The sequence below is a fragment of the Vibrio sp. C8 genome (genome assembly GCF_054051265.1).
In genome coordinates, this window is record NZ_JBPAOE010000033.1 from 57,196 (window position 1) to 73,396 (window position 16,201).

Annotated in this window: 15 protein-coding genes; 9 read left to right on the plus strand and 6 right to left on the minus strand. The window is 44.8% G+C overall.

The features are described 5' to 3' along the window. Positions 1–209 precede the first annotated feature (209 nt). Positions 210–740: an inorganic diphosphatase gene (gene ppa, locus ACRQQK_RS14470; RefSeq protein ID WP_457512560.1), complete on the plus strand. Its 531-nt coding sequence runs from the start codon at positions 210–212 to the stop codon at positions 738–740. Positions 741–831: 91 nt separating this feature from the next. Here ppa and ACRQQK_RS14475 read toward each other — a convergent pair whose 3' ends face one another. The 3 genes from ACRQQK_RS14475 to tamA form a co-directional block, all read right to left on the minus strand. Continuing rightward, positions 832–1,179: a gamma-glutamylcyclotransferase family protein gene (locus tag ACRQQK_RS14475; RefSeq protein WP_042485292.1), complete on the minus strand. Its 348-nt coding sequence runs from the start codon at positions 1,177–1,179 to the stop codon at positions 832–834. Positions 1,180–1,251: 72 nt separating this feature from the next. After that, entirely contained in the window at positions 1,252–5,034 is a 3,783-nt protein-coding gene (tamB, locus tag ACRQQK_RS14480) for an autotransporter assembly complex protein TamB (RefSeq protein WP_457512562.1), read from the minus strand. Beyond that, a complete protein-coding gene (tamA, locus tag ACRQQK_RS14485) occupies positions 5,031–6,746 on the minus strand; it encodes an autotransporter assembly complex protein TamA (protein ID WP_457512564.1) in 1,716 nt (571 codons plus the stop codon). Before tamA ends, tamB begins: the two co-directional genes overlap by 4 nt. 178 nt (positions 6,747–6,924) lie before the next feature. Here tamA and msrA point away from each other — a divergent pair, with 178 nt between their 5' ends. The 8 genes from msrA (at position 6,925) to ACRQQK_RS14525 (ending at position 13,132) form a co-directional block, all read left to right on the plus strand. Continuing rightward, positions 6,925–7,563: a peptide-methionine (S)-S-oxide reductase MsrA gene (msrA, locus tag ACRQQK_RS14490; protein ID WP_457512566.1), complete on the plus strand. Its 639-nt coding sequence runs from the start codon at positions 6,925–6,927 to the stop codon at positions 7,561–7,563. A gap of 117 nt (positions 7,564–7,680) precedes the next feature. After that, on the plus strand, positions 7,681–8,232 hold the full coding sequence (locus tag ACRQQK_RS14495; RefSeq protein ID WP_457512568.1) for a YtfJ family protein: 552 nt from the start codon (positions 7,681–7,683) through the stop codon (positions 8,230–8,232). Positions 8,233–8,358: 126 nt separating this feature from the next. Then, positions 8,359–8,655, plus strand: a complete 297-nt coding sequence (locus tag ACRQQK_RS14500) for a DUF2607 family protein (RefSeq protein WP_457512570.1) — start codon at positions 8,359–8,361, stop codon at positions 8,653–8,655. Positions 8,656–8,712: 57 nt separating this feature from the next. Beyond that, a complete protein-coding gene (gene zrgA / locus ACRQQK_RS14505) occupies positions 8,713–9,384 on the plus strand; it encodes a zinc uptake protein ZrgA (RefSeq protein WP_457512572.1) in 672 nt (223 codons plus the stop codon). Positions 9,385–9,449: 65 nt separating this feature from the next. Then, a complete protein-coding gene (locus tag ACRQQK_RS14510) occupies positions 9,450–10,166 on the plus strand; it encodes an ABC transporter ATP-binding protein (RefSeq protein ID WP_457512574.1) in 717 nt (238 codons plus the stop codon). Continuing rightward, positions 10,163–11,422 carry an ABC transporter permease gene (locus ACRQQK_RS14515; protein ID WP_457512576.1) on the plus strand — a complete coding sequence of 420 codons (1,260 nt, stop codon included), beginning with the start codon at positions 10,163–10,165 and terminating at the stop codon, positions 11,420–11,422. Before ACRQQK_RS14510 ends, ACRQQK_RS14515 begins: the two co-directional genes overlap by 4 nt. A 13-nt stretch (positions 11,423–11,435) precedes the next feature. After that, complete coding sequence (locus tag ACRQQK_RS14520) at positions 11,436–11,936, plus strand: DUF3299 domain-containing protein (RefSeq protein ID WP_457512578.1); 501 nt, start codon at positions 11,436–11,438, stop codon at positions 11,934–11,936. 299 nt (positions 11,937–12,235) lie between these two features. Then, entirely contained in the window at positions 12,236–13,132 is an 897-nt protein-coding gene (locus ACRQQK_RS14525) for a TIGR03899 family protein (RefSeq protein ID WP_457512580.1), read from the plus strand. 46 nt (positions 13,133–13,178) lie between these two features. On the opposite strand, the gene cysC is transcribed toward ACRQQK_RS14525, so the two are convergent. The 3 genes from cysC to cysD are packed head-to-tail and all read right to left on the minus strand — an operon-like array spanning position 13,179 to position 16,172. Then, positions 13,179–13,799, minus strand: a complete 621-nt coding sequence (cysC, locus tag ACRQQK_RS14530) for an adenylyl-sulfate kinase (RefSeq protein WP_457512582.1) — start codon at positions 13,797–13,799, stop codon at positions 13,179–13,181. Between the two features lie 16 nt (positions 13,800–13,815). Next, positions 13,816–15,246, minus strand: a complete 1,431-nt coding sequence (gene cysN / locus ACRQQK_RS14535; protein ID WP_457512584.1) for a sulfate adenylyltransferase subunit CysN — start codon at positions 15,244–15,246, stop codon at positions 13,816–13,818. A 17-nt stretch (positions 15,247–15,263) separates the two neighbouring features. Continuing rightward, positions 15,264–16,172, minus strand: coding sequence for a sulfate adenylyltransferase subunit CysD (gene cysD / locus ACRQQK_RS14540; RefSeq protein ID WP_457512586.1), 909 nt, complete (start codon positions 16,170–16,172; stop codon positions 15,264–15,266). Between the last annotated feature and the right edge of the window lie 29 nt (positions 16,173–16,201).

Sequence of the window (16,201 nt, forward strand, 5' to 3'; positions counted from 1 at the left end):
AAGGCGCTTTTTTTATCTCTCTTTCATCAATCAATTACGCATTTTTTGACCTACAATTGCATCAATTAGACTTAGGTTTGCTTGGGGATCGACTCATTTACGGGTAAACTCTAGCCTTTGCTATGTCGCGGCCCTTTGATGCCCACACATAACATGTATAACAATAAGTCTTGATTCTTGAAGTCCGGCTAACGAAAAGGAAACCTTTAATGAGCTTAAACAATGTGCCAGCAGGCAAATCTCTTCCAGACGATATCTACGTTATCATCGAAATTCCAGCTAACGCAGACCCAATCAAATACGAAGTAGACAAAGATTCTGGCGCTGTATTCGTAGACCGTTTCATGTCTGCTCCTATGTTCTACCCATGTAACTACGGTTACGTGAACCACACTCTATCTTTAGATGGTGACCCAGTAGACGTATTAGTACCAACGCCATTCCCTCTAATGCCTGGTTCAGTAATTCGCTGCCGCCCAGTTGGCGTACTAAAAATGAGCGATGAGTCTGGTGAAGATGCGAAAGTTATCGCTGTACCACACGAGAAACTTTCTAAAGAATACAACCACATTCAAGATGTGAACGACATTCCAGAGCTTCTAAAAGCACAAATCACGCACTTCTTCGAGCGTTACAAAGACCTTGAAGCTGGCAAATGGGTGAAAGTTGAAGGTTGGGAAGACGCAGCTGCAGCTCGTGAAGAGATCAAAACTTCATACGAACGCGCACAGCAAAAATAAGCGTACCGAACAAATGGAAAAGCCAGCATTTCGCTGGCTTTTTTTTGGGCTAAAACATGGCTGAAGTAAATATCGCCAAAGGTGAAGGAGCTTACACTCGTTGACACCAGTCTCCAGAATCAATGAGAGCTTCTTGTGACGTTACTTCTTGGTAAATGTATATCCATGCGGTGCCAAAAGGAGTTTCTATAGTATCTCGGCGATACTCCACTGGAACGTCTTCCAAAATATCCAACTTAGCCAACGTCTCTTCATCCACCAAATACACTTCTCCAGAAATAGTATGGTGCCCCTCGATTAAACCTGGATAAGGTCCTAAGTCATAAAGTGCATACTCTGGCTTGGTAACGTATTGCCCCAGCAATTGACTACTTTCCAAAAAGCTATGATTGCTTTCTCCTTGGCGTAAAGTGCCATAAACAAAAACTAAATGTTGCACTTACTTCTCCTTAAGATATACACCCGAGTCAGCGTAAGACTAATGGGTATAACAGCCTCAATTCAATTCAATTCAATTCAATTCAAATTGATACAGCAGATCAACCGCACTATCTAAGCCAGATACCGCTTCCACATACAAATCTGTCATTAAACGATAGCGGACTGTAAACTCCCCTACCGAGTTAAAAATACCTACGCCGTATTTTACTTGCAGCCCCGGACGAATGTAACCACTCACCGTCACCTGAGATTCATCACCGGATCCAGCGGTGTCCAGCTTCAAGTCTTGTACACCAAAAGCACTTCCGATTTCACTCACTACTTTACCGCTTTTCGCAAGGCTCAAGCCTATCAATGTGGTGGTCATGGCATCACCACTTGTTTCACTGTCGATATCTTGCCCGCGCAGTAAGTATGACAGAGCATTTGCTTGAGGCATGCTCGGTTCTGAGAATATCGAAACAAGAGGCTCGTTCGCAGGGCCGGTCACCTGTACGCCAGCAATAACTTCATCTTGTGTATTCTCAGGATTACGAATCGCTTTGATCGACAGATAAGGTTGATCAACAGGGCCATTCATTAAAATCTTCCCTTCTTGAATAACCAGATCCTGTCCAAAGGAGCGATATTTACCGTTCTGGATATTGATCTCACCGTTAACCAGTGGTCCTTTGTCCTTTTGAACAACGTTGACACGGCCAACCAAATCGCCTTCCAGACCAAACGCCTCTAGCTTGAAGTCGTCGCCAATAGTAATCGACACTTCCGTTTCAATATCAAACGGCAGCGTATTCTGTTCACTTACTGGCGTTAAGTCCTCATTCAGTAATACCTGATCTTTTGATACACTCACCGCACTTGGTGGTAATTCTTCGACAACTATGCGTCCCCAAGGCAACGCAATATTTCCAGTAACTTTAGCCAACTTTGGCTGCATGTTCAGTGTCAGATCTGGTACAACTTTAACTTTGACTATCGGTGGTAAATCCACCAGCAATGATTTGGCAAATACGTGGCTATTCACTCTCCAATCATCGATGTTTTGCCAGTCTGCATCCCCTGTGATCTCAAGTTCACCATCTTGTGTCAGCACATTGGCATTTAAACTTGCCTGATAACCTTTGAAAGTCAAAGTGACGAGACCTGATTCAACTTCTACCGGAGAGATATCCCCTTTCACCTGAATACCATTAACGCTGACCACACCATCCACCTGAGGATGAAGCATGTCGCCTTTAAACTTGAGGTCAGATTCAATATTCGATTTCAGAGAGCTGTATTCACCCACCAAAGGTGCAAGAAAATCTAAGTTAAACGTGGATAGCTTAAGATCCCCTTCCATGCGTTTGTTTTCTTTGGTGACGTCTGCAATGATAACTTTCCCAGACAAGTCGCCATTGTCCGTCATATCGACATTCCAATAAGCTTGCAGACGATTACGAATGAGAGAGGCTTGCAGAGAGACTTTATCCCACCCCACAGTTAACGGCTGTTCTAGATTTTGTCTTACAGAGCCCTTAGGTAAATTCAATTCTAGCTTAGCCTGAGGGGGGTGGTTAGCTTGCCATTTCGCCCAGACTTTTGCATTCGCCTCGCCATCGATATTGGTATCTGGCGGCATGAATGCTTTCACTTGAGAGAAATCAAACTGATTTACAGAAAGCTGAACTTCACCGCTTTCACCCACGGTGGAAGGCTTGTCGAGACATACCGACGAGCCAGACTGAGTCCAGCAGTGAGCAGCAAGAGTGGCGTTTTGTTTATCAACATCCACATTAATGCTCATCGGTTTATCCAATGCCCAGACACCTTGCTCAGTTTCCAGCGTCATACGGTTTAACTGACCATCCCACAACAATGATGGCTTATCTTTAAGACCGCCTTGAATGTTTAAACTGGTCGATACAATGTCAGATTGAACGTCCAGAGTGAGTTCATGCTCTTTCTGCTCACCGCTAAAACGCATCACAACGGAATTGATTAATTGATCTTGATAAGACGCCAGAGTCACCTTTAGGCGTAAGTCAGCTTGCGGCTTAGGCAATGGCGTCACACTGCCCGTTAAAGTAACGTGCTTCACCTTGGCGTCTTGCTGCCAAGCGATAGAGTCTGCATCCAAAGAGAGTTTGATTTGCGGCTCGCTCATTGCACCACGCAGTAATACATCACCAATCACTTTGCCTTTAAGATCCGGCACGCTTTTAGACAAATCCGGCAAATTAAGTGACAAAGACATTCGCCACTCTTTATCTAGCTTACCCTTAGCCGTGACCTTATTTGGACCATGGGCAAGATTGATTCCCTGCGTAGTAACCTCATATCGCCCTTTACCTGAAATATCTGAAGCATCAATCTGACCATTTAAATGCAACGGATAATCACGCACTAAACCATTGACGGAGAGTTGCGGCACTTTCACTATCCAACCGCCTTGGCTAGTCAATTCGCCCGAAGTTTCGATTTCACCACTGACAATACCTTCCGCTTCTGGCCATTGCAGACCGGGCTGAATTAGATTCATGTCCAGCTTTGCTTGCCAGTTAATCGGCTCGTTCCAATTGGCTTTTATCTCTCCGAGAATACGTCCGCCGAGTGTATCAATCTGTATATCACTTAAGGCGATTTCACTTAGATTCCCCTCACCTTTGGTGTCAATACCAACATCTGGCAGATCTTTCCCTTTCAGTTGCCCGACTAGGCCAAGCTGATAGTGCTCTAGCGAACCTTTACCATAGAAATGGGAAGCATCAATAAAGTAATCCCCTTTGCCAACCAGCGGCCATTGTCCGTGCAGATCTTTTATGTCGATATCAAACGGCAATTGAGGATCAAGCGGCTGCAATTTTGCTTTAATACTGGCTTTTGCCAGATCGGTCAGTTCAGCTTGTACACTTAAATCCGCCACACTGCCTGATGCATTCAAACTAAGCGCTTGCCCCTTGGCTTCAGCCAACTTGACTTTCGAGGTCAAATCTAACGACAGAGGATAGTTATCTTTGAGCTTTACTTTGGTTTTTAGCTGAGCATCCACTTCTGGGGTGTCGAGTTCCAGCGTATCAACCGACACATCGTATTGATAAGCCGTAGCTTTGAGACCGAGATGATTCACCACCACAGGTGTTTCTTGGTGAAGCTTGAAGTCATTGATGTCTAACCGCGCTAAATTAATTCTCAGCGGAATTAATACATCCGGTAACGCTATCGCCTGAGGTTCACTTTGAGCTGTAGGCTCTGCTTTTGGTTGGGGTTCAGCGTTTTCAGCCTGAGGCTGGTCTTGGCTTTGCGCCAACGTGACTTCAATCTTGTTCCACAAGGTTTTCCCTATGGTGAGGTTGTTGCCTTGAAACGAAGCTTGAGTAGAGAAATGCTGCCAAACCACACGATGACCTAAGATATCGAGATCAATGTCATTTAGCGTTAGACGATTGAGACGAATAGGCACTGGTGTCGTAATACTTGTCAGTGGCTCTGAACTTGGTTCATCTGTAGTGGTTGTCGTGTCTGGAAGAGACGGTAATGAGAACTTCAGCCCCGAAAGACTAATGTCATTAATACAAACTGAAGGCTCTAAAAAGCAGTTGCCATTGATCGCCAAAGTTGCACTTTGCAACTGCATATCAACATTCAAAGAAGGATCAACAAAGCTCACTTCATTTAAAGTGAATCTTGAGAACAAAGATCCTTGGGTTGATTTGACTTCGAGCTGTGGAACAAATTGATTCACACCCCACAAGGCAAAATTAAGCCCTGTATTGGTAAACAAAAGCCCGGCAACAGACAGCACTAAGACGACCAGCAGTGCTATCACCCCCAGAGAAATCCATTTGCTCCATTTCAAAGCCAGCTTAATCATAGCTCTGGCCCTAATGAGAAGTGAATTCGGAAACGCTCACCGGGATCAGACTCCAGCCCCCAAGCGAAATCGAGACGAAGCGGACCCACAGGTGATACCCAGCGGACACCAAAACCGGTACCCGTTTTCCATCTGGGCGTGTAATCAAACGCATCACCACCATCGACGAATACCGCTCCCCACCAGTTTCCGGTTAGACGGTATTGATATTCCACCGAGCTGGTTGCCATATATTTCGCACCCGCCAATGCACCACTGGAATCCCGAGGTGAAATCGACTCATATTCATAACCACGTAAGTTATTGTCACCACCAGCGAAGAAACGTAAAGAAGGCGGCAGTTTATCGAAGTCCTCGACAAAGTTAGCCCCCCCTCCCATTCGGAATACGCCTCGATGATTTTCACCAGCGGTACGAATCCAAGACGTACCAGCTAAAACCCGTACCACATTGGTTTCTGACACAAACGAGTCTGAACCATATTCTATCGTAACGGTTTGCTTATCACCCCAAGTAATCAGTGAACCGCTGTTGCGAGCTCTGGTGCGACTAAAGGTAAAACCGGGCAACACGAATTGGCCAACATCATCCAACACACCTTGTTCATAGCTTTCGATAAGATAACGAACAAACATTGTTCGGTGCCAACCACTGTCCACTAACCAATGTCTTTCTACAGATAAATTGGACTCCAGACTTTGCGTATCGCGGTTATCGACTTTCTTCAAGCCATACTGAACTCGGTAATACTCATGTAGAACATCTTCCAACGGGATTTTATAGCCGGCTGTTATGTACTGCTCAGGTTCTGAAATAGAAAAGCTGCTGTCGAAGCTGTGCCCGCGCGAGTTAATCCAAGGCTTCTTCCATTTTAACGTGCCTCGAGGACCAACGTCTGTGGAGTAACCAATACCCGTTTCAAATTTATTGCGCGCCTGTGGTGCCACAGAGACTTTCATCGGCAGATCTCGACCACCGTCCAAGTTGTTTAAGTCAGGCTCGACAAATACTGAAGAAAACCAGTCAGTACTCGATAGGTTCTGGTTATGTTCGCCGACTTTAGACACCAAATATGGGTCACCCTCTTTGTATGGCTGTAACGAAGCAACACGATTCTGATCGATTTGACTTCCTTCTACGCTCGTCGCACCAAATTGATATCGAATCCCACTGTCGTAATGAAGTCGCACAAAGGCTTGATTAAGTTCTGGTGCTACTTCAAGGCGGCTAGTTATATACGTACCGTTAAAATAACCTTTTTGCAGAGCAAGGTTGCGTAACGACGATTTTAAGCTGTCGTATTGACCGTGATTGAGCGGCTCCCCCTGCTTCAGACCACTTTGACTAATCACTCGGATAAAATCGGGGTCATTTTCAGCTTCACCTGTGATCACAATATCAACCAGCTCTAATCGTGTCACTTCTCCAGCATCGACATGAACAGCCAGCACTTCTCCGGACTCTTTCACTTCAAAATCGATTTGCGGGTGGTAATAGCCAAGTGCATTGAGTGCTTCAACGATATTTTTTTGCAAACGCGATTGAAAGCGTAACTGAGTGGAATAATCAGATTCGGGAATCGAAGAGAGATAAGCATCGACGTTATCTTTTAGCTCTTTTTCTAAGCCATCAATCTCCAAGCTAACCTTGGCGAAAGAAGCAGCAGAAAAGAGTAAAGCGGCGAATAGCACTGGTAATGATTTTCGTCTCATGCTTAATTATGGCGTCGTTATACTAGGCTTATTGTTGAGCGTTAGTGAAATCATAACGCCAATGCTCATAATAGTCTGTACGAAATCAGTCAATTATCAGGTCTATAGCTATTAATTAAAAAAATAATCATCGCAAGCCTGTATTTTCAAACCCAGCTTTTAAAACAAAGGAAGTTCCATGTTAGATAAACAAACTTTGGTTACGGCAGACTCCGCACTGCCTGGACGTGATACTCCAATGGCTATCGAAGACACTCACTTTGTCAATCAATCAAGCCTGAGCGCAGCGCCAAAAAACGGTGAAGAGCAAATCTTAATTGGTATGGGCTGCTTTTGGGGCGCTGAACGCCTGTTTTGGGGACTAGACGGTGTCGTTTCGACTTCCGTGGGCTATTCAGGAGGTTTCACTCCAAACCCAACCTATGAAGAAGTCTGCACAGGTCACACAGGCCACACTGAAGTCGTCCGCGTAATTTACAACCCTAGTGTTCTGTCACTAAAACAGTTACTTAACCATTTCTGGGAGCGTCATGACCCAACTCAAGGTATGCGCCAAGGCGGAGACTTAGGCACTCAATACCGTTCAGCACTCTATGTGTACGATGAAGAGCAAAAGTCTATCGCTGAACAGAGTAAAGTAGAATATCAGGCACTTCTTTCACAGCAAGAGAAGGCACAAATCACCACCGAAATTCTTCCAGCAGGTCCGTATTACTTTGCTGAAACTTACCACCAGCAATACCTAGCTAAAAACCCTCAAGGCTACTGTGGTTTGGGTGGCACTGGTGTTTGTTTCCCACCAAGTTTGAGTGAGTAATCACTCTATTCAGAGCAATAAAATTGCAGGCACCGCCCTGCAATTTTTACTTCTCCTTAAAATACACTCAAAATTCTGTGCTATACATTCTGTGCTTATTATAAAGGAATCAAACACATGAAAATGAAAGCACTACTGCCGTTTATCCTAGCTTGCTCTCCAGCGATCACGTTCGCGCACAACATTCAACTGAATAACTCTGTGCCAAACGTGAAGGTTGAAACATACGGCGAAATACTGGTTGAAGGTAAAGACACAACTTTCCAAGCTTGGAATAGCGAACAAATGAAAGGCAAAGTTCGTATCATCCAAGCCATCGCGGGTCGCAGCGCAGCGAAAGCGATGAACGCTGATCTTATGGCAGCAATTACGGCTGCTCATTTTCCAGAGCAGGAGTATCAAACAACGACCATCATCAATCAGGATGACGCTATCTGGGGAACAGGCTCTTTTGTTAAGTCTTCAGCACAAGACAGCAAACTTGAGTTTCCTTGGTCATCGATTGTTTTGGATGAATCTGGCAACGTAGCGCAGAGTTGGGATCTTCAACCTGAATCATCCGCCATCATCGTTCAGGACAAGCAAGGTAACGTACTGTTTGTTAAAGAGGGTGCGTTAAATGAACAAGAGATCCAACAAGTTTTAGAGCTTGTAAAAGCCTCTATCTAGTTCTCTTTCAACTTGAAAATCTCCCTACCATTAGGTGAGAAGATCCTCTTCTCACCTAAATCATCACTTGCCTGATTTTTTTACTGTTATATTATAACAATTCTTTATTTTAACTCTGTGATGTCAATGTTTTTGAACCTGCACTCTTTACGCGCTAAAGCTAAGATAGTCGCTATTCCGGCTATCTTGTTGATGGTGTGGTTAAATATTGCATTTATTGAACATCAGCTAGACGCCTCTCCAGTTCATCACAGCGAGCATCATTGCCAACTTTTTTCATGTGCCAACCAAGCGTTAGCACAGCATATTCCTGAGTTACCGATTTGGATTTCTCATAACTACCTTGAGCCTGTAACACAAGTCTCCAACATCTCAATATTGTACTTGGCTTATCTCGCCCGTTCACCGCCAATTCCAGCGTAATTACTTACGTTCAAAGCAATTGATAACCAGTACTACTATTTTATTTTGGAGTTTCCAATGTTTACTAAACCACTATTAGCCCTCAGCATTACCGCTGCTTTCGCCACTTCTGCTTTTGCTCAGGATGAATTTCGCCAACATGAAGCACATGTTCATGGTCATGTCGAACTTAACATTGCGCAGGATGGTCACGAGCTACTGATGGAAATTACCGCACCGGGTGCCGATGTTGTGGGCTTTGAGCATGCCCCAGAGAACGATGAGCAGCAGGCAGTTCTCTCTAAAGCATTAGAAGCATTAAATCAGGCCGATTCTGTTTTCACTTTATCAGCAGCAGCAAAATGTCATATCGAAAGTGCCAGCGTGAAGCACAATTTGGGTGGCAAACATGAAGAGCATGAAGGTCACGAACACGAAGACCACGACCACGACCACGACCACGACCACGACCACGATGATCATAAAACACATGCTGACCATGACCATGATGACCACGCAAACCATGAGCATGAGTCGCACGAAGGTCATGAGCATGAAGAAGGCAGCTCACACGGCTCATTTACCGTTCAATACAGCTTCCACTGCGATGACATCGCTAAGCTGAGCCAAATCGAAACTCAGTGGTTTAAGCTGTTCCCTGCAACTCAGGAAATTGATGTGAACTTACTGACAGACAAAGTACAGACCGCTTTGGAACTAAAACCGAGCAACACCATCATTTCTTTGTAAAGAATCCTTTATAAAATTCTAGCTATGGGTAAGCACTCACTTACCCATTTTTATAGGGAGCAGTGATGTCCAGTTTTCAAATTGATTCAAACCAAGCAGTAATTGAACTGAATAAAGTGATCTTTCAGTGGCCGAATAGTGATAGCGCAACACTCGACATTGAACAGTTAAGCGTAAAAGCGAATGAGCACGTATTTATCAAAGGTCCTAGTGGCTGTGGCAAGTCCACTCTGCTCAGTCTATTAACGGGAATCAATGTCGCGACTCAAGGTGAAGTGCAGCTACTTGATAACAACCTTACCCAGCTATCTTCCAGCCAAAGAGACCGCTTTCGCGCCGACAATATTGGTTATATTTTTCAGCAATTTAATTTGCTGCCTTATCTCTCTGTAGTGGAAAACATTGTTCTTCCTTGCCAGTTTTCCAGCCAACGCAAAAGCAATGTCACAGGCAGCCTCACTCAAAGAGCCCATGAATTATTAGACAAACTTCACTTACCAAAATCGGTACGAGAAAAGCCTGTCATTGACCTCAGTATTGGCCAACAGCAGCGTGTTGCAGCGGCAAGAGCATTAATTGGTGAGCCTAAAATAGTTATTGCTGACGAACCGACGTCTGCACTCGATTACGATAACCGTAGCGCTTTCATTGAACTGCTGATGGAAGAAGCTAATCGTGTTGGTTCAACTCTGGTGTTTGTCAGCCATGACCCTACATTGGAGAGCCTGTTTGAGCGAGTTATACACCTGCCAACACTCAACCGAGCAGGAGACCAACAATGAAAGTGATAGCCAGTTTAGCGTGGAAAAGTTTACTTAACCGTAAAACCACGGCTCTGTTAACCATTATGACGGTAGCCATTTCCGTTGTTCTGCTCATGGGCGTGGAAAGAATCCGCACTCAAGCCAAAAGCAGTTTTGCCAATACTGTATCGGGAACCGATCTTATCGTCGGGGGTCGTTCTGGTCAGGTGAACTTACTGCTCTACTCTGTATTCCGTATTGGCAATGCAACCAACAATATTGACTGGAAAAGCTACCAAGAATTTAGCCAACATAAATCCGTCAAGTGGGCGATTCCTATTTCATTGGGTGACTCTCATAAAGGTTTCCGAGTAATGGGAACTAATCAGAGTTATTTTGAACACTTCCGCTATGGAAGTAAGCAACTACTTACTTTTACCCAAGGTAAAGAATTTAAAGGCTTATTTGAGACGGTTTTGGGTTCTGATGTTGCCAAGAAACTGGGTTATCACATCGGCAGTGAAATTATTATTGCTCACGGTATCAGTGATGTCGGTTTCAGCCGTCACGACAACTTGCCTTTTAAAGTGGTAGGGATTCTTGCTCCAACCGGCACTCCTGTAGACAAAACTGTGCACGTTTCTTTGCAAGCTATTGAAGCGATCCATGTTGGCTGGGAATCTGGCGCACACTTAGGTCATTCACCAGACCAAGCTCAACTGGAACATCATCAATTTGAACCTAAACAGATCACTGCCATGATGATCGGGTTAAAGTCCAAAATTCAGACCTTTGCTTTGCAAAGACAGATCAACGAGTACCGTAAAGAGCCGCTTAGCGCGATCATGCCGGGTGTCGCGTTACACGAGTTATGGGGCATGATGTCAGTGGCCGAGCAAGCGTTGATGGCGGTATCGATTTTTGTTGTTGTCGCAGGCTTACTTGGTATGCTCAGCAGCCTGTTAACCAGCTTGCAAGAGCGCAGACGTGAAATGTCGATACTGAGGGCTATGGGCGCAAGGCCAAAACATGTATTCTCCCTTCTAGTCAGTGAAGCAAGTGTCTTAACTTCACTCGGAATAACTGTCGGTCTTGTCGGTTTATATGGCTTGCTGGGTATCGCAGCGCCCTTGATTGAAAGCCAATACGGTATTCAGATCGAACTCAATGGAATTACCAGCTACGAATGGCAGCTTCTTGCTTATGTGCAGAGCGCTGGCATCTTAATTGGGTTTATTCCAGCAATCAGAGCTTACAGACAGTCGCTCAGTGATGGTATGACGATCAGGCTCTAGTCTAGGAACAAATATGAAACAACTGCTTTTAAGTTTTATGCTGGTACTGCTACCAGCTTTTACAGCAACAGCTCAAAGCGCTGAGGATGTTCTAACTTTAGATTGGATTGACTTGGTTCCCGAAAGTGAGCGCAACCAGTTCAATCAACAAGGCATGCCAGCCGCAAATCATGACGGAAACGCTCAGGCAAAACAGTCTCAGCTAGGAGCGGTTCGCCCAGAGTTAAATGGCAGCACAGTAAAAATTCCGGGCTTTGTGATACCTCTAGAAGGGGATGAGAATACGGTGACAGAGTTTTTGTTAGTCCCATACTTTGGAGCTTGTATTCATGTGCCACCGCCGCCGCCAAATCAAATTATTTACGTGAAATTCCCACAAGGAGCACCAATCCAACAACTTTGGGATGTGGTGTACGTGATAGGAACGCTCAAGACAGAGTCTATGAGCGTTGAACTGGCGGACACAGGTTATGTCATTGAAGGCACAGAAATAGCCGAATACGATGACATGTAAATTTTGTTAAAAAAATTGAGCACCTGTTTAGTGACTAAACTCTAGGAAATGTAGGTAGACAAATATCCCAAGACCGATATGTATACCGCAAAGAGTAAAGCTGTCGACAGGTGCTTTTTAAATCTATTATCTTTCCAATACTTCATAAGCACCTCACAAACGCGATAACAATTTTAACAACTTATTATCATTTGTGGTAGCGCAAATTTATGCACATTATTCAATAGTTTCACTAGCCGACTCTACTTTTACAGAGTACATTTTATTTCATGTCTGAAAGTAGCATCCTCAGGAACCCCATGGCCGAACAGAAACAACCTGTTGTTATTGAACACGAAGCAGCAACGGAAAACAGCCAAGACAAAAAATCTAACTATGTAAAAGACAGCGCAAGCCGTATATACGCGATCGCCCAACAGCATGGTATTGATGCTCTGCTACACAAAGTTCCTCCGCAAAAAAAACCTTTAGAACGCGCATTAAAGCGTGAACAAGAGATCAAAGCTCAAAAGCAGAAGAATCTGGAACAAATTGTAAAGCTGGCGCACGTTTCTTGTAGAAACGAAACCGCTGGCGATCCGGATCAGGATTGGCTCTACCGTTTCTTTGAAATGGCACAAGACATCCACAACTCCTCGATGCAACGTCTCTGGGGGCAAGTGCTGAAACGCGAAACCACAAATCCGGGTTTCACCTCAATGAAGGCGTTAAAAGTTCTCAAAGATATGACGCCGAAAGAGGCGCAAATTCTTCAGCGAGCAGCGGCACTTGCATGCAGTTTTGGTACCGACTCGAGTTTGAAGCTTCTGTTTGGGATGAAAGTACCCAGTGGTATGTTCAGCCTCAGTAAAAGAGACTCGGTGACCACGATTAATATCGGTAATCACCAGCTCCCTTACTCCAGTTTACTGGTGTTAATCGAACTGGGACTTGTGCATGCAACAGAGTTGGAATCTGGTGAGATTGAACTGGACCCGCCATTATTGCTCACTTATCAAGGCACGAGTTTATCTTTGCAAGCGTCAACCAAAGGCGTGAGATTACTCTACTACCGTTTTAGTCCAACGGGTAATGAGCTGTGTCGATTGCTCGGTCACAAACCGAACTCTCAGTATTACGATCAGGTGGTCGCAATGTTGAATCAGAAGTTTACGGTACATACCGACGTGAAAAGTTCCATTCACCACACCGTATAAAAGAAAAAGTCAGGCTCTAGGCCTGACTTTTTACTTAATGCGATTTCTATTGAAAGATGATTTTACGCTTTGCCATCTCAGCAATGCATAAATCAACCAACGTATCGATATTCTCGTCACCAGCAGGTAAATCAATTTCAGGATCTAAAGGCGCTTCATAAGCGGAATCAATGCCAGTAAAGTTGGCAATTTCTCCTGCTCGGGCTTTTTTGTACAAGCCTTTTGGGTCGCGCTGTTCACACACTTCCAGTGAGGTATTCACATACACTTCCATAAACTCACTTTCAGGCAGCAAATCACGCACCATTTGACGCTCTGCCCGATGAGGTGAAATAAACGCCGTCAACACGATAAGCCCTGCATCTGCCATCAGCTTTGCCAGTTCACCGATGCGACGAATGTTCTCACGGCGGTCTTGCTCAGAAAAGCCGAGATCAGAACACAAACCATGACGAACATTGTCGCCATCCAGTAAGTAGGTGTGATACCCCAACTGAGCGAGACGAGTCTCTAGTTCGCCCGCAACCGTCGATTTACCTGCGCCAGAAAGTCCGGTAAACCAAAGTACAGCGGGCTTTTGCTGCTTTAACTCTGCACGCAGGTTTTTATCTACCGAGTGCTGATGCCAAACAACATTCTCATCTTTAGCACTTGATGAAGAATCCATAACCTTTTCCTTATTGTTATGACTTTAGCAGCTGAGTTAAATCTTTCGCATCCCAATGTGGGAAATGTTTGCGAATCAATGCATTGAGTTCAACTTCGAATGCAGAGAACTGACCTTGTTGTTGCGCTACATTCTGCAAACTGTCTCGCACCAAACCCGCACCAACAGTAACGTTAGTCAGACGATCAATCACGATGAAGCCACCGGTATCCGCACAATCCAGATATTTGTCTAAAGCAATCGGAGCGTTAAATGTCCATTCACACAGACCAATGCCATTCAGTGGTAATTCTTCAGTCTGGAAAGTAGACAGGTTATTGATATCGTACTGATGACGAATAGAGGAAATCTGACCAACGCTCTTCTTACCTGCGATCTTTATGTCGTATTCGCGGCCAACCTTGAGTGGTTGCTCAGTCATCCACACCACATCAGCAAGCAGATGGTTGGTTGATTCAACCTGTGCGTTTTCAAGCACGATCAAATCACCACGGCTGATATCAATTTCATCAGCAAGAGTCAGCGTGACCGCTAAACCTGCCTGTGCAGTCTCTAAATCACCATCGAAAGTCACAATTCGCTTAACAGTAGAGGTTTTTCCTGATGGCAACGCTTTGATTTTGTCACCAACACTGACTGAACCTGATGAAATAGTCCCTGCAAAACCACGAAAATCGAGATTCGGTCGGTTAACGTACTGCACAGGAAAACGGAATTCGCCGCTGCCTTTTTCATGGTCGATATCTACTGTTTCCAATAGCTCAAGCAGTGCAGGACCTTTATGCCAGCGGAGGTTTTCACCTTTCTCAACAACGTTATCTCCCTCTAACGCAGAGATAGGAATGATTTGAATATCTGTCTCGCCTTGTAGATGTTTAGAGAACTCCAAGTATTCCGCACGAATCTCTTCAAAGCGTTGCTGTGAGTAATCCACAAGATCCATCTTGTTTACCGCGACGATGAAATGCTTCAAGCCCAGTAAATTTGAGATAAACGAGTGGCGACGAGTCTGATCCAAAACACCTTTACGCGCATCAATCAAGATAACCGCCAAATCACAGGTTGAAGCGCCTGTAGCCATGTTGCGAGTGTATTGCTCGTGTCCCGGAGTATCTGCAATGATGAACTTGCGTTTCTGCGTTGAGAAATAACGGTAAGCCACATCAATGGTAATGCCTTGCTCACGTTCTGCTTGCAGACCATCCACCAACAATGCGAGATCAGGACGGGAACCGGTTGTACCAACGCGCTGACTGTCAGAGTGAACCGCCGCAAGTTGATCTTCATAAATCTGTTTTGAGTCGTGTAGCAAACGACCAATTAAAGTACTTTTGCCATCATCTACTGAACCACAGGTTAGGAATCTAAGTAGCGATTTGTGTTGGTGTTGACTCAGGTAACCTTCGATACCGAGCTCTAAAAGCTCTGCTTGAACTGCACTATTCATTCTATTTCCTTAGATCCTTAGAAATAACCTTGGCGTTTTTTCAATTCCATTGATCCAGACTGATCATGGTCGATCGCACGTCCCTGACGTTCACTCGACGTTGCGACTAACATCTCTTCGATGATCTCAGTCAACGTGTTGGCTTCTGATTCGATAGCCCCTGTCAGTGGGTAACAACCTAAAGTACGGAATCGAACACTCTTATGTTGAACTTCTTCATGAGGTTGGATTTCCATACGCTCGTCATCCACCATGATCAGCATGCTGTCTCTTTCCACGACAGGACGAACCGCAGCGAGATACAGCGGAACGATTTCGATATTTTCCAGATAGATGTATTGCCAGATATCTAATTCAGTCCAGTTTGAAAGCGGGAACACACGAATACTCTCGCCTTTGTTGATCTGACCGTTATAGGTTTTCCAAAGCTCTGGGCGCTGATTTTTAGGGTCCCAGGTATGGTTCTTATCGCGGAACGAATACACGCGCTCTTTTGCGCGAGACTTCTCTTCATCACGGCGGGCACCACCAAAGGCAGCATCAAAGCCGTACTTGTTTAACGCTTGTTTTAAGCCCTGAGTTTTCATGATGTCGGTATGTTTTGAAGAACCGTGCACGAACGGGCTGATGCCCATTTCAATACCTTCTGGGTTCTTATGTACCAAAAGCTCAAAGCCATACTTTTTCGCAGTCGCGTCACGGAACGCGATCATGTCGCGGAATTTCCAGTCAGTATCAACATGGAGAAGAGGGAATGGGATTTTGCCCGGATAAAACGCTTTACGAGCCAAATGAAGCATCACGGATGAGTCTTTACCGATGGAATACATCATCACTGGGTTTGCAAACTCCGCAGCAACTTCACGAATAATGTGAATGCTTTCGGCCTCAAGCTGTTTTAAATGGGTTAAGCGTTGTTGATCCATTTTGCGTGCTTCCTTTTAGCTGCCTTATG